General features: G+C 74.6%; 18 protein-coding genes. 16 read left to right on the forward strand and 2 right to left on the reverse strand.

What is annotated here, in order from left to right:
* The first annotated feature begins 269 nt into the window (after nt 1–269).
* The 9 genes from ACZ56B_RS01135 (at nt 270) to ACZ56B_RS01175 (ending at nt 10,034) form a co-directional block, all read left to right on the forward strand.
* Nucleotides 270–1,292, forward strand: a complete 1,023-nt coding sequence (locus tag ACZ56B_RS01135; RefSeq protein ID WP_468784899.1) for an acetylxylan esterase — start codon at nt 270–272, stop codon at nt 1,290–1,292.
* A gap of 26 nt (nt 1,293–1,318) precedes the next feature.
* Complete coding sequence (locus tag ACZ56B_RS01140; protein ID WP_468784901.1) at nt 1,319–2,806, forward strand: exo-alpha-sialidase; 1,488 nt, start codon at nt 1,319–1,321, stop codon at nt 2,804–2,806.
* Between the two features lie 270 nt (nt 2,807–3,076).
* The gene (locus ACZ56B_RS01145) at nt 3,077–4,036 is read left to right on the forward strand and encodes a dihydrodipicolinate synthase family protein (protein WP_468784903.1); all 960 of its coding nucleotides are present in this window, start codon (nt 3,077–3,079) and stop codon (nt 4,034–4,036) included.
* The gene (locus ACZ56B_RS01150) at nt 4,033–4,992 is read left to right on the forward strand and encodes an ROK family protein (protein ID WP_468784905.1); all 960 of its coding nucleotides are present in this window, start codon (nt 4,033–4,035) and stop codon (nt 4,990–4,992) included. The genes ACZ56B_RS01145 and ACZ56B_RS01150 overlap by 4 nt, the downstream gene beginning before the upstream one ends.
* Entirely contained in the window at nt 4,992–5,666 is a 675-nt protein-coding gene (locus ACZ56B_RS01155) for a putative N-acetylmannosamine-6-phosphate 2-epimerase (protein ID WP_468784906.1), read from the forward strand. Before ACZ56B_RS01150 ends, ACZ56B_RS01155 begins: the two co-directional genes overlap by 1 nt.
* A gap of 109 nt (nt 5,667–5,775) precedes the next feature.
* The gene (locus ACZ56B_RS01160) at nt 5,776–7,029 is read left to right on the forward strand and encodes an amidohydrolase (RefSeq protein WP_468784908.1); all 1,254 of its coding nucleotides are present in this window, start codon (nt 5,776–5,778) and stop codon (nt 7,027–7,029) included.
* A 147-nt stretch (nt 7,030–7,176) separates the two neighbouring features.
* Nucleotides 7,177–8,022, forward strand: coding sequence for an inositol monophosphatase family protein (locus tag ACZ56B_RS01165; RefSeq protein WP_468784910.1), 846 nt, complete (start codon nt 7,177–7,179; stop codon nt 8,020–8,022).
* 96 nt (nt 8,023–8,118) lie between these two features.
* Nucleotides 8,119–9,528, forward strand: coding sequence for a phytoene desaturase family protein (locus ACZ56B_RS01170; RefSeq protein ID WP_468784912.1), 1,410 nt, complete (start codon nt 8,119–8,121; stop codon nt 9,526–9,528).
* Nucleotides 9,525–10,034 (forward strand): O-acetyl-ADP-ribose deacetylase, encoded by a 510-nt coding sequence (locus ACZ56B_RS01175; RefSeq protein WP_468784914.1) that lies wholly within the window; start codon nt 9,525–9,527, stop codon nt 10,032–10,034. The genes ACZ56B_RS01170 and ACZ56B_RS01175 overlap by 4 nt, the downstream gene beginning before the upstream one ends.
* Before the next feature lie 62 nt (nt 10,035–10,096).
* On the opposite strand, the gene ACZ56B_RS01180 is transcribed toward ACZ56B_RS01175, so the two are convergent.
* Nucleotides 10,097–10,777, reverse strand: a complete 681-nt coding sequence (locus ACZ56B_RS01180) for an HAD family hydrolase (RefSeq protein WP_468784916.1) — start codon at nt 10,775–10,777, stop codon at nt 10,097–10,099.
* A 577-nt stretch (nt 10,778–11,354) separates the two neighbouring features.
* Between ACZ56B_RS01180 and ACZ56B_RS01185 the strand changes: the two genes are divergently transcribed.
* Complete coding sequence (locus tag ACZ56B_RS01185) at nt 11,355–12,014, forward strand: ScbR family autoregulator-binding transcription factor (RefSeq protein ID WP_468784918.1); 660 nt, start codon at nt 11,355–11,357, stop codon at nt 12,012–12,014.
* 210 nt (nt 12,015–12,224) lie between these two features.
* Here the strand turns inward: ACZ56B_RS01185 and ACZ56B_RS01190 are convergent, their stop codons facing one another.
* On the reverse strand, nt 12,225–13,676 hold the full coding sequence (locus tag ACZ56B_RS01190; protein WP_468784920.1) for a PucR family transcriptional regulator: 1,452 nt from the start codon (nt 13,674–13,676) through the stop codon (nt 12,225–12,227).
* 105 nt (nt 13,677–13,781) lie between these two features.
* Here ACZ56B_RS01190 and ACZ56B_RS01195 point away from each other — a divergent pair, with 105 nt between their 5' ends.
* The 6 genes from ACZ56B_RS01195 (at nt 13,782) to ACZ56B_RS01220 (ending at nt 20,958) form a co-directional block, all read left to right on the forward strand.
* Nucleotides 13,782–15,317: a purine-cytosine permease family protein gene (locus tag ACZ56B_RS01195; protein WP_468784921.1), complete on the forward strand. Its 1,536-nt coding sequence runs from the start codon at nt 13,782–13,784 to the stop codon at nt 15,315–15,317.
* Between the two features lie 299 nt (nt 15,318–15,616).
* Entirely contained in the window at nt 15,617–16,801 is a 1,185-nt protein-coding gene (locus tag ACZ56B_RS01200; RefSeq protein ID WP_468784923.1) for a 4-oxalomesaconate tautomerase, read from the forward strand.
* Nucleotides 16,798–17,823 (forward strand): amidohydrolase family protein, encoded by a 1,026-nt coding sequence (locus tag ACZ56B_RS01205; protein WP_468784925.1) that lies wholly within the window; start codon nt 16,798–16,800, stop codon nt 17,821–17,823. The genes ACZ56B_RS01200 and ACZ56B_RS01205 overlap by 4 nt, the downstream gene beginning before the upstream one ends.
* Before the next feature lie 61 nt (nt 17,824–17,884).
* The gene (ligK, locus tag ACZ56B_RS01210; RefSeq protein WP_468784927.1) at nt 17,885–18,568 is read left to right on the forward strand and encodes a 4-carboxy-4-hydroxy-2-oxoadipate aldolase/oxaloacetate decarboxylase; all 684 of its coding nucleotides are present in this window, start codon (nt 17,885–17,887) and stop codon (nt 18,566–18,568) included.
* 18 nt (nt 18,569–18,586) lie between these two features.
* Nucleotides 18,587–19,510, forward strand: coding sequence for an amidohydrolase family protein (locus ACZ56B_RS01215; RefSeq protein WP_468784929.1), 924 nt, complete (start codon nt 18,587–18,589; stop codon nt 19,508–19,510).
* Nucleotides 19,511–19,566: 56 nt separating this feature from the next.
* Nucleotides 19,567–20,958, forward strand: coding sequence for an MFS transporter (locus ACZ56B_RS01220; protein WP_468784931.1), 1,392 nt, complete (start codon nt 19,567–19,569; stop codon nt 20,956–20,958).
* Nucleotides 20,959–21,257: the final 299 nt, after the last annotated feature.

The following is a 21,257-nucleotide window of genomic DNA, read 5'->3' on the forward strand; positions in this document are numbered from 1 at the left end:
ACCCCCCCCCCCCCCCCCCCCCACCCCCCCTCCCCCCCCCCCCCCCCCCCCCCCCCCCCCCCCCCCCCCCCCCCCCCCCCGCTCCGTGGTGGACGGCACCGTCCCGCCCGCGCTCCGCGCACGGGCCGACGGGACACTTGACGGCCGGCGTCCGGATCTCTAAGGTCCCCACACAACAACAGACATCAGACGTCTGCTCTCGGGACGACTCCCGACCGATCCCCCTTCCCGCTGCGCCACGCGCACGCCTCACCCGACGGGGCCCCTCCATGCCACTGACGGACCTCACGCTCGACCAGTGCCTCGCACTGAGGCCCGACCTCGACGAACCCACCGATCTCGACGCGTTCTGGGACCGGACCCTGCGGACCGCCCGCGCGGCCGGCGGCGACGCCCGCCACACCCCGGTGGACACCGGCCTCACCCAGGTCACCACCTACGACGTGACCGTGCCGGGCTTCGCCGGCGAGCCCGTCCGCGGCTGGCTGCACCTGCCGGCCGGAACCGACGGCCCGCTCGGCTGCGTGGTGGAGTTCCTCGGCTACGGACGCGGACGCGGCCTGCCCCACGAGCAGCTCCTGTGGGCCAACGCCGGCTACGCGCACTTCATCATGGACACCCGCGGTCAGGGCTGGTCGACGGCCGGCGGCGACACCCCCGACACGGCCCGCCTGAACGGCGAGGTCCCCGGCTTCCTGACCCGCGGCGTGGAGAGCCCCCACGACCACTACTACCGGCGGGTGTTCACCGACGCCGTGCGCTTCGTCGAGGCCGCCCGCGAACACCCGGCCGTCGACCCGTCCCGGATCGTCGTCACCGGCGTCAGCCAGGGCGGCGGCATCTCGCTCGCGGTGGCCGGGCTCGTGCCGGGCCTGGCGGGCGTGATGCCGGATGTGCCGTTCCTGTGCGACATCCGGCGCGGGGCGCTGGTCGCCGGCGCGCCGCCGTACACCGAGATCGCGGAGTACCTGCGCCTGCACCGCGACCGCGCCGAGGCCGTCTTCACCACCCTGTCCTACGTCGACGCCGCCCTGCTGGCCTCCCGCGCCACCGCCCCGTCGCTCTTCTCCATCGCCATGATGGACGAGGTCTGCCCGCCCTCCACCTGCTTCGCCGCCTACCACCGCTACGGCGGCCCCAAGGACCTGCGCGTCTACGAGTTCAACGGCCACGAGGGCGGCGGCGGTCATCACCGGCGCGAGCAACTCGCCTGGGTACGGGAGCTGTTCGACCCGCCCGGCCCCACGGACGCCCTCGCCCTCCCCGCCCTGCACGCCCCCCGGCCCGCCTGATCCCCCACCCGAGAAGAGGTCCGTTCATGCAGCGCAGAGTCACCCTGGCCGCCACCACCGCGGCCGCCGCCCTGGCCCTCCTGGCCGCCGGCACGCCCGCCGCGCACACCGCCGGGCAACGGGCCCAGGCCCACGCGCCCGGCACCTTCACCTCGCAGGACATCGCCACCGCGGGCACCGGTTCGCCCTACTACCGCATCCCCGCGCTGACCAAGACCACCAAGGGCACGCTGATCGCGGCCTACGACGCCCGCCCCACCCTCGCCGACCTGCCCGGCAACCTCGGTGTCGTGCTGCGGCGCAGCACCGACGGCGGCGCCACCTGGCAGGCGCAGCAGGTCGTGCGCAAGGACCCCGCCCCCAAGGGCTACGGTGACCCCAGCCTCCTCGTCGACCGCGAGACCGGCCGCGTCTTCGTCTTCTACGCGGCCTCCGTGAACCAGGGCTTCTTCGGCTCGGCCACCGGCAACGACGAGAACGACCCGAACGTCCTGCAGGCCGACTACAGCTACTCCGACGACGACGGCCTGACCTGGAAGCACGAGCGGATCACCGCGGAGATCAAGAACCCGGCCTGGGCCGGCATGTTCGCGGCCTCCGGTGAGGGCATCCAGCTGCGCCACGGGAAGTACGCGGGCCGCCTCATCCAGCAGTACGCCATCCGCCACAACGGCGCCAACTACGCGGTCAGCGCCTACAGCGACGACCACGGCGCCACCTGGAAAACGGGCACCCCGGTCGGTCCCGGCGGCGACGAGAACAAGACCGTCGAACTCTCCGACGGCCGGATCCTGCTCAACAACCGCTCCGCGCCCTACCGCACGGTCGCCCACTCCACCGACGGCGGCGTCACCTACACGCCGTTCCAGCAGGACAAGGAGCTGCCCGACCCCGCCAACAACGGGTCCGTCATGCGCTTCGCGCCGGACGTGCCCGCCACGCACCCGCGGGCCTCCTGGCTGATGTTCAGCAACACGGCGACCACCAACAGCCGCAGCAACCTCACCGTCCGCCTCTCCTGCGACAACGGCGAGAACTGGCCGGTCCGCAAGACCGCCGAGGCCGGCTCGGCCGCCTACTCGACGCTCACCCCGCTCGGTGACGGCACCATGGGCAACGACCGGGTGGGCATGCTGTGGGAGCGCGCCGGCTACCGGCACATCACCTACTCCTCCTTCGACCTGCAGTGGCTCGGCGGGGTCTGCGCGCCCGTCACCGTCACCCCGCCCGCCGCCCTGCCCGCCGGGAGGACCACCGAGGTCGTCGTCCGCGTCGTCAGCCAGAACGACAAGGACCTCCCCTCCGGCTCGGTCTCCCTCACCCTGCCGTCGGGCTGGAGCGCCCCGAGCGTGACCGTGCCCGCGCTCAAGCCCGGCCAGGGCGCGAACATGAGGATCCCCGTCACCGTCCCCGCGAACGCCACCGCGGGCACCGTGCAGGCGACCGCGACCTACCTGGTGCGCGGGTCGCAGCGGTCCTACGGTGACGGCACCCTCACCGTCACCGCGCCCTAGGGCGTGTTTCGAAAGTCCCGCCTGCCCGGCGACGCCCGGTACGCACGCTCGCCGCGTTGTCGGGCTCGCCCCGGTACATCCGGTACCGGGGCGACCCTCCGCCTTGCGATCGCACGCACCAGACGTCGCCGGGCCTGCCCTTCGGGCAGACGACGCTACTTTCGAAACACGCCCTAGCCCGATCCGGGCCGCTCGCGTGACGCCTCGCGCGGGCGGCCCGTTCCCTCCGTACCGGCACCGCACCACCGCACAACTCCAGGAGCCCCCTTCATGTCCTCGTCCCAGCCCCTGCGCGGCGTCGTGCCGCCCGTCTGCACCCCCCTGGACGCCTCGGGCGAGGTCGACACCGCCTCGCTCGCCCGCCACGTCGAGCACCTCCTGAACGCAGGGGTGCACGGCCTGTTCGCCCTCGGCTCCAGCAGCGAGGTCGCCTTCCTCACCGACCGGCAGCGGGCGGTGGTCCTGGACACGGTCGTCGAGACCGTCGCGGGACGCGTGCCCGTGCTCGCCGGCGTCATCGACATGACGACGCCCCGCGTGCTCGCCCACGCGCGGGCCGCCCGCGCGGCGGGCGCCGACGCCCTGGTGGCGACCGCCCCCTTCTACGCCCGCACCCACCCCGTCGAGATCGCCCACCACTTCCGCACCCTCCGCTCCCGCGTGGACCTGCCCCTGTACGCCTACGACCTCCCGGTCTCCGTGCACAGCAAGCTCCCCACCGCCCTGGTGCGCGACCTCGCCGCGGACGGTACGCTCGCCGGCCTCAAGGACAGCAGCGGCGACGAGGGTTCCCTGCGCCGGCTCGTCGTCGGACTCGGCGGACGCCACGGCCGCGCCGACGGCCCGGCGCCCGCCTTCAGCATCCTCACCGGCTCCGAACTCACCGTCGACGCGGCCCTGCTGGCCGGCGCGGACGGCGTCGTCCCCGGCCTGGGCAACGTGGACCCCGCCGGATACGTGCGCCTCTACGCGGCCGTGCGCGGCGGCGACCTCGACCGCGCCGTCGAGGAGCAGGAACGGCTCGTCGAGCTGTTCGGCATGGTCGACGCCGGACCCGAGGACGAGATGGGCCGCAACTCCTCCGCCATCGGCGCCTTCAAGCACGCGCTGCGCCTGCTCGGGGTGTTCGCCACCGGCACCACCGCCGCCCCGCAGGTCCAGCTGGGCGACGCGTCGGTCGCCCTCGTCGAGGCGCGGCTGCGCGGCGCCGGACTGCTCCCGGTCCGATGACGGCACGGCACCCGCGCCCGCCGGTGATCGGCCTCGACCTGGGCGGCACGAAGATCGGCGCCGCCCTGGTCGCGGACGACGGCACCGTCCTGGCCCGGCACCGGCGGCCCACCCCGGCGACCGAGGGGGCCGGGGCCGTGCTCGACGCGCTGGCCGCGGCCGCCCGCGAGGTCCGGTCACCGGACGCCGCGGCGATCGGCGTCGCCGCCGCCGGGGTGATCGACCCCGCCACCGGCACCGTCACCAGCGCCACCGACACCCTCCGCGGCTGGGCCGGCACCGCCCTGGCCGCCGGCCTCGCCGCCCGCACCGGGCTCCCGGTGGCCTGCGACAACGACGTACGCGCCGCCGCCGCCACGGAACTCGCCGGCCCGCACGGGAACGGGGCCGGCGACGGGACGACGCTGATCTACGCGGCCGTCGGCACCGGCGTGGGCGGCGCCGTCGCCGCGGCCGGGCGCGTGCTGCACGGGGCGGCCGGCGTCGCCGGGCACCTCGGCCACCTGCCGAGCCCCGAGGCCGACGGGCTGCCCTGCACCTGCGGCGCCACCGGCCACCTGGAGGCGATCGCGGCGGGACCCGGCATCACCGCCCACTACACGCGGATGAGCGGCGTCCCGGCCGACCGCCTGGAGACGGTGGCCGCCCGCGCCGCCCAGGGCGATCCGCACGCCACCGCGGCCGTCGTCCTCGGTGCCGAGGCCGTCGGCCGCGCCCTGGGCGGCCTCGCCAACGCGCTGGGGGCCGACCGCGTCGTCGTCGGCGGCGGGGTGCCCCGCATCGGGGCGCTGTACACGGACGCCCTGGACGCGGCCTTCGCCGCCGAACTCATGCCCCCGCTGCGCGGCCTGCGCCCCGTCCTGCCGCGCGGCGGCCCCGACGCCGCGGTCCTGGGCGCCGCCGCCCTGCCCCGCACCCTGCCCCTGCACCACCCCCACACCACCGGAGCCCCGTGATGACCCCGTCCCTGACCGAGACCCTGAAGGGCCGGCTGATCGTCTCCTGCCAGGCCCCGCCCGGCGACCCGATGCGGCACACCGACACCCTGGTCCGCATGGCCCTCGCGGCGCGGGCCGGCGGCGCGGCGGCCGTGCGCGTCGACGAACCGGAGGTCGTCGCGGCCACCGTCGCGGCCGTCGGCCTGCCGGTGATCGGCCTGTGGAAGGACGGCGACACGGGCGTCCGCATCACGCCGACCGTGCGCCACGCGCTCGCCCTCGTGGAGGCGGGGGCCGCGGTCGTCGCGGCCGACGCCACCGCCCGCCCGCGCCCCGACGGCAGCACCTTCGCGCAGCTCGTCGAGGCCGTCCACGCGGCGGGCGCCCGGGTCATGGCCGACGTATCGACCCTCGACGAGGGCCGCGCCGCCGCCGAGCAGGGCGCCGACTTCGTGGGGACGACCCTCTCCGGGTACGTGCCGGGCTCCCCCCGCCAGGACGCCCCGGACCTGGCCCTGGTCGCCGACCTCGCCGCCGCGGTCCGCGTCCCGGTGGTCGCCGAGGGCCGCATCGCGACGCCGGAGCAGGCCGCCCGGGCGCTGGCGGCGGGCGCGCACAGCGTCGTCGTGGGCACCGCCATCACGGCGCCGACCGCGCTGACCCGGGCGTTCGTGGCCGGGCTCACCTCCTGACGGACGGACCCCGGGCCGTCGTCGTGCCGCGGGGGCGTCGGGCGCGGTCCTGCGGGAACCCACCACACAGGTGGGTTCCCGCAGGACGTACCGGAAGGCGGCCGATCCCATGAGCAGCGTCACCACCGTCCTCGCCGGCCTGGACGGCGTCCGGCCCGGCGTGGAGGACCTCTACCGGGACCTCCACGCCCACCCCGAACTCGGACTGCGGGAGCACCGCACGGCGGGGAGGGCGGCGGACGCCCTGCGCCGGGCCGGCTGCGCCGTGACCGAGGGCATCGGCGGCACCGGCGTCCTCGGCGTGCTCACCCGGGGCAGCGGGCCGACCGTGATGCTCCGCGCGGACATGGACGCGCTCCCCGTGGAGGAGGCCACCGGGCTCCCGTACGCGTCCCGGGTCACCGCCGCCGGCCGCGACGGCGCGGAGACGCCGGTCATGCACGCCTGCGGGCACGACGTCCACGTGGCCTCGCTGGTCGGCTGCGTCCAGCTCATGGCCGGGGTCCCCGACGCCTGGCGGGGCACCCTCGTGGCGCTGTTCCAGCCCTCGGAGGAGAACGGGGACGGCGCCCGGGCCATGATCGACGACGGGCTGCCCGACGTCTCGCCCCGGCCGGACGTCGTCCTGGCGCAGCACGTCCTGCCCTATCCGGCCGGCTACGTCGGGACCCGGGCCGGTTCCTTCCTGTCGGCCGCCGACAGCCTGCGCGTCACCCTCCACGGACGCGGCGCCCACGGTTCGGCGCCGCAGGCCGCCGTCGACCCGGTGGTCATGGCGGCCCTGTGCGTCGTCCGCCTGCAGACGGTGGTCTCCCGCGAGCTGGCGGCCACCACCCCGGCGGTGCTCACCGTCGGCAGCGTCCGGGCGGGATCGGGGCCGAACGTCATCCCCGACCGCGCGGTGCTCGAGCTGAACGTGCGCACCTACGACCCCGCCGTGCGCGGGCAGGTGCTCGCGGCGGTCGAGCGGATCGTGCGGGCGGAGGCCCTGGCGTCCGGCGCGCCCCGGGAACCGGAGTCCGAGCGCCTGTCCGCGTTCCCGCCCACCGTCAACGACCGGGAGACGACCGACACGGTGACCCGGGCCTTCGCCGACTGCTTCGAGCAGGGCGTGCACACGGCCGACCTGCAGACGGCCAGCGAGGACATGAGCGAGATCCCCCGCGCGTTCGGCGTCCCCTACACCTACTGGTGCATCGGCGGCACCGACCCGGCCCGGTACGCGGACGCGGTGGAGAAGGGCACCGTCGACCGGGACGTCCCGGTCAACCACAGTCCCTTCTTCGCCCCCGTCCTCCAGCCCACCCTCGACACCGGCGTCACCGCCCTCACCGCGGCGGCGCTCGCCTGGCTGGCCGCCTGAGCCGGGCCCGGCCGAACGCCCCGCGGGGCCGCGCGGTGGGCCGCCGGACCCATACGCCCGGGGCCCGGCACCCCATCTTCGTGCCGATTCCACCCGGAGTGCACCGGGCCGGTGGGGAATGTCAGGGGCGCGTGGTCTCATGGAGGCATGATCGAGGACAACGGAACCATCGACGAGTTTCTCGCCCGGCACGCCATCGACGTGGAGGAAGCCGTCCGCAAGGCCGCCGCGCAGGAGATCATGCCGCGCTGGCGCAGGCTCGCCGAGCACGAGGTGGACCTGAAGAGCGGCCCGCACGACCTGGTGACCGACGCCGACCGCAAGGCGGAGCTGTACCTCACGGAGGCGCTCACCGCCCTGCTGCCCGGCTCGATCGTGGTGGGCGAGGAGGCGGTGCACGCCAACCCGGCGTCGTACGAGGCGATCCGGGGCGAGGCGCCGGTCTGGATCGTCGATCCCGTCGACGGCACCCGGCAGTTCGTGCACGGCGACACCGGGTTCTGCACCCTGGTCGCCCTCGCCCGGCACGGAGTCCTGTACGCCTCCTGGACCTTCGCCCCCGCCCGTCACCAACTCGCCACGGCGATACGCGGGAAGGGCGCGCACCTCGACGGCGAGCGGCTCCGCGCGGGCTCCCCGGAACCCGGCCGCGACCTGCGCGTGGCCACCTCCCACCCGGACTTCACCACGGACGAGCAGAAGCGGTCCCTGCTCGGCCTGTGGACCGAGGGCGTGGCACCCCGCTCCTGCGGCTCGGCCGGGCTCGAGTACCTGGCCGTCGCCCGCGGCGAGTCCGACGCCACCGCCTTCTCCTGGGAGGCCGCCTGGGACCACGCGGCCGGCCTGCTCCTCGTCGAGGAGGCGGGCGGCGCCCACCTGACCCGCGCGGGCGAACCCTTCCGCATCACCGGCGGCAACACCCTCCCCTTCACCGCGGCCCGCGACGCGGCCACGGCACAGCGGGTGGCGGGGCTGCTGTCGGAGGGGGCCTGACCGGCCCCGCCCCCGCGGCCGGAGGGCTCCGGTGCCCCGGCATATCCTGATCCCCCAGTGGCCGTCGGCTGACGAAGGAGTCCGAAGGTGCCGTCGATGCTCGATGCGGTCGTGGTGGGTGCGGGGCCGAACGGGCTGACCGCTGCCGTGGAGCTGGCCCGGCGTGGCTTCTCGGTGGCCCTGTTCGAGGCCGGGCGGACCGTGGGCGGCGGCGCCCGCACCGAGGAGCTCACCCTGCCCGGCTTCCGGCACGACCCGTGCGCCGCCGCGCACCCCCTCGGCATCAACTCACCCGCCTTCCGCGCCCTCCCGCTGGAGCGCTACGGCCTTCGGTGGCTGCACGCGCAGCTCCCCATGGCGCACCCCTTCCCGGACGGCACGGCGGCCGTGCTGTCCCGGTCGGTCGCCGAGACGGCCGCCTCCTTCGGCCCGCGGGACGCCGGCCCGTACCGCCGTCTCGTCGCACCCTTCCTGCCCAAGTGGGACACCCTGGTGCGGGACTTCATGTCCCTGCCGCTGACCGCGCTGCCCCGCGACCCGGTCACCCTCGCCCGCTTCGGCCTGGTGGGCCTGCCCCCGTCGACCTGGCTCATGCGCCGCTTCCGCGACGAGCGGGCCAGGACCCTGTTCGCGGGGCTCGTCGCCCATGTGATGGCCCCCCTCGGCGGCCTCGCCACCGGCGCCGTCGGCCTCGTCTTCGCCCTCGCCGCGCACGCCCGCGGCTGGCCCGTGGCCCGCGGCGGCTCCCAGGCGCTCTCCGACGCCCTCGCGGCGTACCTGAAGGACCTCGGCGGCAGCGTCCACACCGACTACGAGGTCAAGCGCCTCGACGACCTGCCGCCCGCCCGCGCCTACGTCTTCGACACCTCGCCCACCGCCCTGGCCCGCATCGCCGGATTCGGCGGCACCTACGCGCACTACCGGTACGGCCCCGGCGTCTTCAAGGTCGATTACGCGCTGGACGGTCCGGTGCCGTGGACCGCGCCCGAGGCCCGCGTCGCCACGACCGTGCAGATCGGCGCGGACAGCGGCGAGATCTCCGCCGCCCTGCGCGCCGCCTCCCGGGAGGGCCGGGCCCCCGACGCGCCGTTCCTCATCACCGTGCAGCCCGGCGTCGCCGACCCCACCCGGGCACCGGAGGGCAAGCACGTCTTCTGGGTCTACGGTCACGTCCCCAACGGCTGGACCGGTGACCTCACCGACGCCATCGAGCGCCAACTGGAGCGCTACGCACCGGGCTTCCGCGACCGCGTCCTGGCCCGCGCCACCGCCGGACCGCCCGAACTCGCCGCCCGCAACGCCAACTACGTCGGCGGCGACATCGCCACCGGCGCGGCCTCCGGCCTCCAGCTCCTGCTGCGCCCCAGGCTTTCCCCGTTCCCGTACCACACCCCGCACCCCGCGGTCTTCCTCTGCTCCTCGGCCACCCCGCCCGGCCCCGGGGTGCACGGCATGTCGGGCCACAACGCGGCGAAGGCCGTCTGGCGGAGGCTGCGGCAGACATGACCGTGCTCACCCTGGTCCGGGGCGACATCACCCGCCAGAGCGCCGACGCGATCGTCAACGCGGCGAACTCGTCCCTGCTCGGCGGAGGCGGCGTCGACGGCGCGATCCACCGCCGGGGCGGCCCGGCGATCCTGGAGGAGTGCCGCCGCCTGCGCGCCTCGCGCTACGGCAGGGGGCTCCCCACGGGCCGGGCCGTCGCCACCACCGCCGGCGACCTGGACGCCCGCTGGGTGATCCACACCGTCGGCCCGGTCCACAGCCGCGAGGAGGACCGCTCGGAGCTGCTGGCCTCCTGCTACCGGGAGTCCCTGCGCGTCGCCGACGAACTCGGCGCCCGTACCGTCGCGTTCCCGGCCGTCTCCACGGGTGTCTACCGCTGGCCGGTGGAGGACGCGGCCCGCATCGCGGTGGAGACGGTGCGGACCGCGGAGACGGCGGTGGAGGAGGTCAGGTTCGTCCTCTTCGACGACCGGGCGTACGAGGCGTTCGCCGGTCGGCTGCGCTGACGGAGCCGTGCCCCCTTCGCGGGACCCCGCTCCCTGATCCGGCCCGATCCGGACGAAAGGCCCTACGCGCCGATCCGGCTGCGGGCCCACGCCAGCAGCTCGTCGTCGGCGAGGCTCGCGACCCACAGATCCGCCTTCCCCGCGTCCGGACCCGGCGGGCGCGCCCCGAGGCCGATGACGCGCAGGCCCGCCCGGCGGGCCGCTTCCATCCCGGTGAGCGAGTCCTCCACGGCCAGGGCCTCTTCGGGCGGTACGCCGCAGAGGCGGGCGGCCGCCGTGTAGACGTCGGGCTCGGGCTTCGGCCGGAGGGTTCCGTCCGCGACCACGACGTGGCCGAAGCAGCCGAGGAGCCCGGCCCGGTCCAGGCAGGACTCCACCACCTCCCTGGGGCAGTTGCTCGCCACCGCGAGGGGGAGGTGACGAGCGGCCAGCCGGACCAGCGCGGCGGCGCCCGGCATGGTCACCGGGTCCCGGTCGACCAGCGCGGTGAAGGTGTCGAGGAGCGTGCGGGTCAGGTCCCGCACGAGCTCCGGCTTCCCGGTCTCCTCGGCCATGAGCGCGCCGCACTCGGTGTAGTGCACGCCCTTGGCGCGGTCGGCGAACCCGGCCGGGGGCTTGAGGCCGAAGGTCCGGAAGGTGAGCCCCCGGGCCTCCTGCCAGTGTCGTTCCGTGTCCATCAGGGTTCCGTCGCAGTCGAAGACGATGGCCGACGGGGACCAGGAGAGGATGCGGTGAGCTGTCATGTGCCTGCCGTTCTCGAAGGATGCGCCGGCCGGTTCGCCGCACGGGCGCAGGCGGGGGCCGGGGCAGGGGGGATCCACGGGTGGAGAGGAGTGGGAACGAGGGATGCCGCACGGCTGCGGCGGTCACGGGACGCGGCTGGGAGCGCCGGGGTACGCCGTGAGAGGCGCAGGCCGTCGTTTCCGGGTGAACCGAAAACATCGTGGCCGTTACGTTAATTTCGTCTCCCCGATGTCCGCAATCACTGATTCGGGTGGTTGGGAGTGCCCCGGCCCGGCCCGGCCGGAGGCGGACCGCCGCGGTGCGCGAAAAGGGGGAAGGGGCCGCGGTGTGCGGAACGCGGTCGAAATTTCCCGGTGAGCGGTGTTTCCGGTGCGCCGTGACATCGGCCCGGGGAATTCCCGGTAGGGGAGCGAAACGATTCTTCCCGGCAGGACGGCGTCCTGGGTGCGGCGGCCCGCCCCCGCGGAGGGGCGAGGAATAATAAGATCTTCGCTCGATGGTGCCGTGTCCTCCGCGTGCAAAGGGTCTGGTTTTTCCCGCGTGGCGTTGGCACGTTTGAGCGAAGGGGGAACTGAGGTGCAGGAAAGGGCGCGTACAACCCGCAGAACGCTGCTGGAATCGGCAGCGCGTCTTTTCTTCGAACGGGGGTACGCGGGGACGAGCGTCAATGACGTGAGCGTCCGATCGGGCAGAACCACCGGGGCCGTCTATTTCCATTACTCCAGCAAGGAGAAACTGGCCCTGGCCGTGGTCCGCGAGCAGTTCGCCACCTGGCCCCAGCTCGCCGCCGCCTACGCCGCGCCCGGCGTCCCTCCGCTGGAGAAGCTGGTCGGCCTCAGCTTCCGGGTCGCGCGGTCCCTCAGCGAGGACGTCGTGGCACGGGCCGGTGCGCGGCTGTGGGCGGAGCGCCGGGCCATCGAGGCCGCCGTGCCCGCGCCGTTCGACGTCTGGGCGGCGGCCGCCACCCGGCTCCTCGCCCAGGCGCGCGCCAGGGGCGAGCTCGCGGAAGGGGTCGAGCCGTCGGCCGCGGCCGTGACGCTCGTGTGCGCGTTCTTCGGGCTCTGCACCCTGACCGACGAGGTGCCGGGCGGGCGGGACTGGAGGGAGCGGCTGGACCAGTGGTGGACGCTGGTGCTGCGGTCCCTGCAGGCGGACCCGGACCCGGCCGCCCTGCTCGCCCGCGTGCGGGCGGGGATCCCCGCGCGGCCGGAGAGCCCGGCTCCGTGCCGCGCCTGACGGGGCGCACCCGTCCGGCGGCGGTGGGCGCGCCGGACGTCCGGCCGGGTGGCCGGGGCGGAGGCGGGCCGTCGCCCCCGGACGGCGGTTCGGGGACCCGGCGCGTCCGCTTCGGCGGGCGGGCGTGCGCCGCGCACGCCCGGACGGCGGGACGCGGGCCCGGCGGCGCCGTCCGCGCCGGACTCCGCCCGCGGCCGGGCCCCGGCGCGTTCAGTCGGTGAGTCCCAGCGTCCCCGCCGCCTGGATCGCCAGCCAGACCTCCGCCAGCGCGCCGGTCGAGGACAGGTCGCGCCGGGAGAGGGCGCTGAAGCGGCGCAGCCGGTAGGCGAGCGTGTTGGGGTGGATGTGGAGGGCGGCCGCGGCGGTCTCGGTGCGGCGGTCGCGCTCCAGCCAGGTGCGCGCGGAGACCAGCAGCTGGGAGCCGTGGACCCGGTCGTAGCGCAGCACCTCGCCGAGGACGTGCTCGACCAGCGCGCTCAGCACCGCGGGGTCCTCCGGCAGCCAGCGGCCCGTCGCGTCGTCGCCGTAGCGGACCAGGGGGCGGCCCGACTCGACCGCCTTCGAGACCGCCCACAGGGCCTCGCGCTCGGCGACCCGCAGGGCCGCGCCCGGCTGGAAGGGACGGCTCATCCCGGCCGCCACCCGGGGCAGTCCGCCGATCGCCGCGGCCAGGTCCGGGGCCCCGAGCACGTACCGGTCCCCGCCCCGGGTGAGCAGCAGGTGGGGACGGTCCTCCAGGCAGTGCAGCAGCGCCTCGTCGGTGGTGTTGCGGACCACGAGCAGCACGGTGTCGCCCTCGATCGCGTGCCGGGCGAGGCGGCGGCGGGCGGCGTCCGGGTCGAGCCCCTCCCGGAGCAGTTCGGCCAGGGTCTCGGCGCCCTCGCGGCGCAGCGTCTCGCGTTCGTTGCGGACCATCGCCAGCCGCAGCGCCGCCACCGTGGCGATGTGCTGGACGACCGCGAGCCCGGCGGGCTGGGCGCCCTGCCGCTCGTACGCCACCAGGAACCCGGCCGGGCCGCCGGGCGCCGGCACGGGCAGGACGAAGCCGCCGGGGACGGTCGGCGGGGCGTCCACCGAGGCGGGCAGCACCCCCGGGTCGGGGGTGGGCACCCCGGGCAGCAGCGGGCGGCCCTGCGGGGTGCACAGACGGACGTCGTACCCGGACAGGCGCTCGAGGCGGCGCAGGAGGGCCGGGGTGTCGAGGTCCTCGGCGACCAGCCAGCGCAGCGAGCCGAAGACCTGCAGCTGTGCGCCCAGCCGGTGCCGGGCGTCCTCCTGCACCGCGGCGGCGACCTCCTGGGAGACGGCGATGAACGGAACGGCGAGCGGCACCTCCAGGACGGGGAAGCCCCGCTCCTCGGCCGCCCGGAAGAACGCGTCGTGCAGCGGCGGCATGTGCAGCTGCGCCGACAGGGCCAGCGCGGAGACCCCGGCGTCGTCCAGCCGCTCCAGGTAGCGGCGCTGCCCGGCCGCGGTGCGGGGGACCGCGAGCCCCGTCGTCATGATCACCTCGGCCCCCAGCAGCCAGGGGGTCGGATCGGTCAACTCGCTGGTGTGGGCCCAGGAAACGGAGCGTGAAAGTCCGCTCTTTCCCGCCTTCAGCGTCAGCTGGAGGGCGGGGAAGGAGAGCAGATCCTCGACGGTCAGTTTGTTGGTGGCCACATAAAGGAGGCTACCTCTCCGTGGTTGGCACAGTTGTCGCAGGTCAGCGGAGGGATTCAGACTGTGGGGCCATCCCCGGGGGCGTGAGGAGAAGGAGGAGATTTCGTGAAGACAGCGGTCACCGACATCGAGACCTATGGTGTCGAGCAGATCCCGGACGAGGACCGCACGGCCCGTCCGATCGATCTGTTCCGCCTCGCCTTCGGCGGCGCCAACACCTTCGCCACCTGCGTGCTGGGCACCTTCCCCATCCTGTTCGGCCTCTCCTTCTGGCAGGGGCTCGCGGCGACGCTGCTCGGCCTGGTCGCGGGTGCGCTGCTGCTCGCGCCCATGGCGCTCTTCGGCCCCACGAACGGCACCAGCAACTCCGTCTCCTCCTCCGCCCACCTGGGGGTGCACGGCCGGGTCGTCGGCTCCTTCCTGGCGCTGCTCACCGCGGTCGCCTTCTTCTCGATCTCGGTGTGGTCCTCGGGCGACGCCCTCGTCGGCGGCGCGCACCGGTTGCTGGGGGTCCCCGAGTCGACGGCGACGTACGCCCTGGCGTACGCGGTCTTCGCCGGCCTCGTGCTGGTGGTCTGCATCTACGGCTTCCGCTTCATGCTGCTGGTCAACAAGATCGCCGTGGTGGCGGCCTCGGCCCTGTTCGTGCTGGGCGCCTTCGCCTTCGGCGGCGACTTCGACCCCGGCTACGCGGGCGCCTTCGCCTCGAGCGCGGACCCGCTCTTCTGGCCGTCCTTCATCGGCTCCGCGCTGATCGTGCTCTCCAACCCGGTCTCCTTCGGCGCGTTCCTCGGCGACTGGTCCCGCTACATCCCGGCCGCGACCCCCCGCCGCCGGGTGATGGGCGCGGCGTTCCTGGCCCAGATCTCCACGCTGCTGCCGTTCGTCTTCGGCCTGGCCACCGCGTCGATCATCGCCACCCGGGCCGGGGCGTACCTCGACCCCGAGGCGCCCAACTACGTCGGCGGCCTGCTCGCGATCGCGCCCGGCTGGTACTTCCTGCCGCTCTGCCTCATCGCGCTGATCGGCGGCCTGTCCACCGGCACGACCGCGCTGTACGGCACCGGGCTGGACTTCTGCAGCGTCTTCACCCGCTTCAGCCGCGTCCAGGCGACGGTCTTCATCGGCGTCCTGTCCATCGTGTTCATCTTCGCCGGCCGCTTCTGGCTGAACCTGACGCAGTCGATCTCCACCTTCTCCACCCTGATCATCACCTGCACCGCGCCGTGGATGGTCGTGATGATCCTCGGCTACGTCACCCGCCGGGGCTGGTACGACCCGGAGGCGCTCCAGGTCTTCAACCAGCGCCGCACCGGCGGCCGCTACTGGTTCGCCCACGGCTGGAACTGGCGCGGCCTGACCGCCTGGCTGGTCTCCGCCGTGGTGGCGCTGCTCTTCACCAACCTGCCCGGCCAGTTCGTCGGGCCGCTCGGCGACCTGGCCGACGGCGTGGACGTCTCGCTGCCGGTCGGGCTGGCCCTGGCGGCGGTGCTCTACCTGGCCCTCCTCGCCCTGTTCCCGGAGCCGCGCGGGGTCTACGGGCCGGACGGCCCCCGCTTCGTGCGGACCTCGGACGCCGAGGTCCTGCCGATCGGCGACGGCCCGCAGGAGGCGCCCGCGGAGCCGGCCGCGGTCGGCTGACCCGCCCGCGGTCGCCCCGCCCCCCGACGGCCCGGGGCGCGACCGGCCCGCCCCCGTGGCCGAAGCGTCCCGCGGCCGCACCGCGCCCTTCCGGAACCCCTGCCGGAAGGGCGCGGTCGTGTGCCCGGCCCCTCGGCGCGCCACCCGGCGCCCTCCCGCCGCGCAGCCGGCCGGCCACGCGGCGGCGTCCCCCGGTCCAGCCCTCGAGATTCCGCCGGGCAGTTTCGTCGAAAGTATTGTCAACAATCTGGTCGGTGATTTAGTTTCCTTCGCAACCCCCCGTTCACGAAGGAGTGACCATGTCCGCCGACGCCGCACTCCGGGCCCGCCCGGTCCGCAGGCACGGCTCCCAGACCGCGATCCCCTGCCTGTTCATGCGGGGCGGCACCTCGCGGGGGCCGTTCTTCGACGGCCGGCTGCTGCCCGGGGACACCGGGACCCGGGACGCCGTGCTGCTGGCCGCGATGGGATCGCCCGACCCGCGCCAGATCGACGGCGTCGGCGGCGGGCACCCGCTCACCAGCAAGGTCGGGATCGTCCGCCCGGGCACCGGGCCCGGCGTCGACGTGGAGTGGACCTTCGCCCAGGTGCAGCCCGCCGGGCACACCGTGGACACCTCGTCCAACTGCGGCAACATGCTCGCCGCCGTGCTGCCGTTCGCCGTCGAGACCGGCATGGTCGTGCCCGTCGCCGACCGTACCACCGCCCGCGTGCTCACCCGCAACACCGGCATGGTCGCCGAGATCACCGTCGCCACCCCGGCCGGTCCCGACGGCACGCGGCACGTCGTCTACGAGGGCACGGCCCGGATCGACGGCGTCCCCGGCACCGCCGCCCCGGTCGAGATCGGTTTCCTGGACACCGCCGGTTCCGTCGCCGGCGCCCTGCTGCCCACCGGACGCACCCGCGACACCGTCGAGGTCCCCGGCCTCGGCCCCGTCGACGTCACCCTGATCGACAACGGCCAGCCCCTGGTGATCGTGGCCGCCGAACGCCTCGGCGCCACCGGCCACGAGACGCCGGCCGGGATCGACGCCGACGAGGCGCTCAAGGCCCGCGTGGAGGCCCTGCGCCTGGTCTGCGGCGAGGCCATGGGCCTGGGCGACGTCACGGAGCGCAACTACCCGAAGATGACCCTGGTGGCGCCCCCGCGCAACGGCGGCACCCTCACCACCCGCAGCCTCATCCCGCGGGTGTGCCACCAGTCCATCGGCGTGCTGGCCGCCGTCACCGCCGCCACCGCCTGCGTGCTCGACGGCAGCGTCGCCCGCGACGTCGCCGCCGTCCCGTCCGGCACGGAGCCCACCGTCTTCGTCGAGCACCCGTCCGGCGCGTTCGCCGTCACCCTCGGCCTCGACCCGGACGACCCCCGGCGGGTCACCCGCTCCGCGCTGCTGCGCACCGCCCGCCTCCTCATGGCCGGCGACCTGCTCGTCCCCCGGTCCGTCTGGGACCCCGCCCCCGTCCCCCAGGAGAACACGTGATCATCGACGTCCACGGCCACTACACCACCGCGCCCGCCCCGCTCGGCCGGTGGCGCGACGCGCAGACCGCCGCGCTCACCGACCCGGCGCAGGCCCCCGACCCGGCCGGCCCCGCCATCAGCGACGACCAGATCCGCGAGTCGATCGAGACCAACCAGCTGCGCCTGATGGACGAGCGCGGCATCGACGTCACCGTGTTCTCCCCCCGGGCCTCCTTCATGGCCCACCACATCGGCGACTTCGCGACCTCCTCCGCCTGGGCCCGCGTCTGCAACGACCTGTGCCACCGGGTGTCCGAGCTGTACCCCGAGCGGTTCGTCCCCGGGGCGATGCTCCCGCAGTCGCCCGGCACCGACCCGGCCACCGTCCTGCCCGAGCTGGAACGCGCCGTACGGGACCTGGGCGCCGTCACCGTCAACATCAACCCCGACCCCTCCGGCGGCCACTGGACCGCGCCGCCGCTCACCGACCGCTCCTGGTACCCGGTGTGGGAGAAGCTCGTCGAGCTGGACGTGCCGGCCATGGTGCACGTCTCCACCAGCTGCAACCCGGCCTTCCACACCACCGGCGCGCACTACCTCAACGCCGACACCACCGCCTTCATGCAGCTGCTCACCGGCGACCTGTTCGCCGACTTCCCCGAGCTGCGCCTGGTGATCCCGCACGGCGGCGGTGCCGTCCCCTACCACTGGGGCCGCTTCCGGGGCCTGGCGCAGGCGCTCGGCAGGCCGGAACCGGAGGAGTCGCTGCTGCGCAACGTCTTCTTCGACACCTGCGTGTACCACCAGCCCGGCATCGACCTGCTGCTGGACGTGATCCCGCACGCCAACGTCCTGTTCGCCTCCGAGATGGTCGGCGCCGTCCGCGGCGTCGACCCGCGCACCGGCCACCACTTCGACGACACCCGCCGCTACGTCGAGAACGCCGGCCTGTCCGCCGAGGACCTGGCCGCCGTCGAGGAGCACAACGCCCGGCGCGTCTACCCCCGCCTCGACGCCCGCCTCACCGCCCAGGGCCGCTGAGCCCCGCAGCACCCCCGCGCCGCCCACCCCCGGCGCCCCCGCAAGCGCAAGGAGCCGCACCATGCACCACCTCGGAGTCGTCCACCGCACCATCGAACGCGCCGACCGCGCGGCGGTCGACGCCCTGGCGCCCTTCCCGGTCGCCACCGTCCACGAGGCCATGGGCCGCCTCGGCCTGATGCGCCCCTACATCCGGCCCGTCTACGAGGGCGCCCGGCTCTGCGGCACCGCCGTCACCGTGCTGCTCCAGCCCGGCGACAACTGGATGCTGCACGTGGCCGCCGAGCAGGTGCGCGAGGGGGACGTGGTCGTCGCCGGCTGCACCACCGAGAGCGAGGACGGCTTCTTCGGCGAGCTGCTCGCCACCTCGCTGCGCGCCCGCGGGGCGAAGGGCCTGGTCATCGACGGCGGCTGCCGCGACGTGGACGAGCTGCGGAAGATGGACTTCCCCGTCTTCTCCCGAGCCGTCAGCGCCAAGGGCACCGTCAAGGCCACCCTCGGCTCGGTCAACGTCCCCGTCGTCGTCGCCAACGCGCTGGTCAACCCCGGTGACGTGATCGTCGCCGACGCCGACGGCGTCGTCGTGGTGCCCGCCGCCCGCGCCGCCGAGGTCGCCGCGGTCGCCGCGCGGCGGGAGGCCGCCGAGGAGGGCAAGCGGGAGCGGTTCCGGGCCGGCGAACTCGGCCTCGACCTGTACGGCATGCGCGGCCCCCTGGCCGACCTCGGCCTGACCTACGTCGACTGACACCCCGGGAGCACCGCGATGACCGACCCGACCCCCACCGTCACCCCCGGCTGGCTCGACTGGCACCGGGGCCCCGGCAAGCCCGCCTTCGTCCTGCCGGACGGAGCCGTGGACGCCCACTGCCACGTCTTCGGCCCCGCCGCCGAGTTCCCCTTCGCGCCCGAGCGCAAGTACACCCCCGTCGACGCCTCCAAGCACGACCTGTTCGCGCTGCGCGACCACCTCGGCGTCTCCCGCAACGTCATCGTGCAGGCCACCTGCCACGGCGCCGACAACAGCGCCCTGGTCGACGCCCTGCGCACCGCCGGGAACCGCGCCCGCGGCGTGGCCACCGTCCGCCCCGACGTCACCGACGGCGAACTGCGCCGCCTGCACGACGCCGGAGTGCGCGGGGTGCGCTTCAACTTCGTGAGGCGGCTGGTGGACGCCGCGCCCACCGACGCGCTGGAGACCATCGCCCGGCGCATCGCCCCGCTCGGCTGGCACGCCGTCCTCTACTTCGAGGCCGGGGACCTGGCGGACCTGGAGGGCTTCTTCGCCTCCCTGCCGGTGCCGCTGGTCATCGACCACATGGGCCGCCCCGACGTCACCCGCGACCCCGGCGGACCCGAGTTCGCGCGCTTCCTGCGCTTCGTCGAGGCGAACGACGTCTGGGTCAAGGTGTCCTGCCCCGAACGCCTCACCGTCACCGGCCCGCCCGCCCTGGACGGCGAGCGCCACGCCTACCGCGACGTCGTGCCGTTCGCCCGCAAGGTCGTGGACGAGTTCACCGACCGGGCGCTGTGGGGCACCGACTGGCCCCACCCCAACCTCAAGGACCACATGCCCGACGACGGGCTGCTCGTCGACCACGTCCCGCACGTCGCCACGACGCCGGAGAAGCAGCGGGCACTGCTGGTCGACAACCCCATGCGCCTGTACTGGCCCGAAGAGGCCGTCTGACGCGAGCCGCCGGCCCGGTCACCGCGCCGGGTCCGTCCCCATCCCTGGAGCGTGCAGTGCAGCACAGCCACACCACCAACGCGGCCAACCGGCTGAACCGGTTGCCGATCTCCAAGTTCCACAGAACCACTCTCGTCGCGGTGGCGTTCGCCTACTTCTTCGAGTTCGCGGACATCAACACCTTCGCCATCACGGCTCCGGTGATCCGTGAACAATGGGGGGCCGAGGTCAACCACGTCGCCTACGTGACCTCGCTGTCGTTCGTCGGCATGTTCCTCGGCGCCGTCGTCGCCGGCGGCCTGGCCGACCGGTTCGGCCGCAAGCGGACCCTGACCGCCACCACGCTGTGGTTCACCCTGTGGTCCTTCGCGTGCGTCTTCGCCTGGGACCTGTGGTCCCTGGGCGTCTTCCGGGTGCTGACCTCGGCGGGCCTGTCCGCGATGACCGTCGTCGCCGTCGTCTACATCAGCGAGCTCTTCCCGGCCGCCAAGCGCGGCAAGTTCCAGGCGTACGCCATCGTCATCGGCATCTGCGGCACCCCCGCCACCAACCTCATCGCCTCCTTCGTGGTGCCGCTGTCGGACTGGTCCTGGCGCCTGGTCTACCTGTGGGGCTCGCTCGGCGTGCTGTTCCTGCTCTTCGTGCGCAGGCTCGTGGAGTCCCCGCAGTGGCTCGAGTCCCGCGGCCGTCACGAGGAGGCCGAGGCGGTGCTGGCCCGCATCGAGGCCGACGCGCGCGCCGAGCACGGCGAACTGCCCGAACCCCAGGCCCCGCAGCCGCAGCCCGCGGTCACCAAGCCCGGCCTCGGCATGCTGAGGGAGAAGAAGTTCCTCTTCCCGACGCTCGTGCTGTCGATGCTGTGGATCACCCAGACCATCGGCTTCTTCGGCTACTCCAGCTGGGCCCCGACCCTGCTGGCCGCCGAGGGCGTCAGCGTCGAGGACTCCATCTTCTACGTCGCCCTGACCACCGTCGGCGCGCCGCTCGGCTCCTTCCTCGCCGCGATGGTCACCGACCGGTTCGAACGCAAGTGGTGCCTGGTGGTCTTCGGCCTGGTCATCGCGGCCACCGGCCTGATGTACGGCCTGACGTTCACCCCGGTGCTGATCGTGGTCTTCGGCTTCCTGGTCAACCTCTTCGAGCGCGGCTACACCGCCCTGGCCTACGCGTACTCGCCGGAACTCTTCGACACCCGCGGCCGCTCGCTGGGCACCAGCATCGCCTACGGCCTGGGCCGCCTGTCGAACGCGGTGGGCCCGCTGATGATCGCCGGCATCTACAACGGCGTCGGCTACCAGGCGGTCTTCGTGTTCATCGCCGGCACCTGGACCCTCGGCGCCGTCGTCCTGGCCCTCTTCGGACCGGCCACGCGCCGCCGGCGCCTGGCCGCCGAGGCCGCGGCGAAGGAGGACGGGCAGCACCGGGAGGCCGTCCCGGCCGCCTCCTGACCGCCACCGGCCGCCGCACCGGGGCCCGGTCCGCCCACCGAGCGGACCGGGCCCCGGCCGTCGCCCCGTCCCGCGGCGCGGGAGCCCCGCCGGCGTCCGTCCGGCGGGGCGGGACTCCTCCCCGGCGGTCGTCCGCGGCCGACGGTGAGCGATCAGGACCGAACAGGTTCCGACGGGATGATTGCTTCGGATGTGTTCGAGTCCTAGGGTGAGCGTGGCTCAGTAGTTGCCCCGTCACCGGTAGTCGTGACCCGTCCCGTGCCCACTCCCTCTTCGCGACGGTGTGTCGCGGACGGGAT

The sequence above is a fragment of the Streptomyces sp. NPDC034670 genome, from assembly GCF_055574875.1.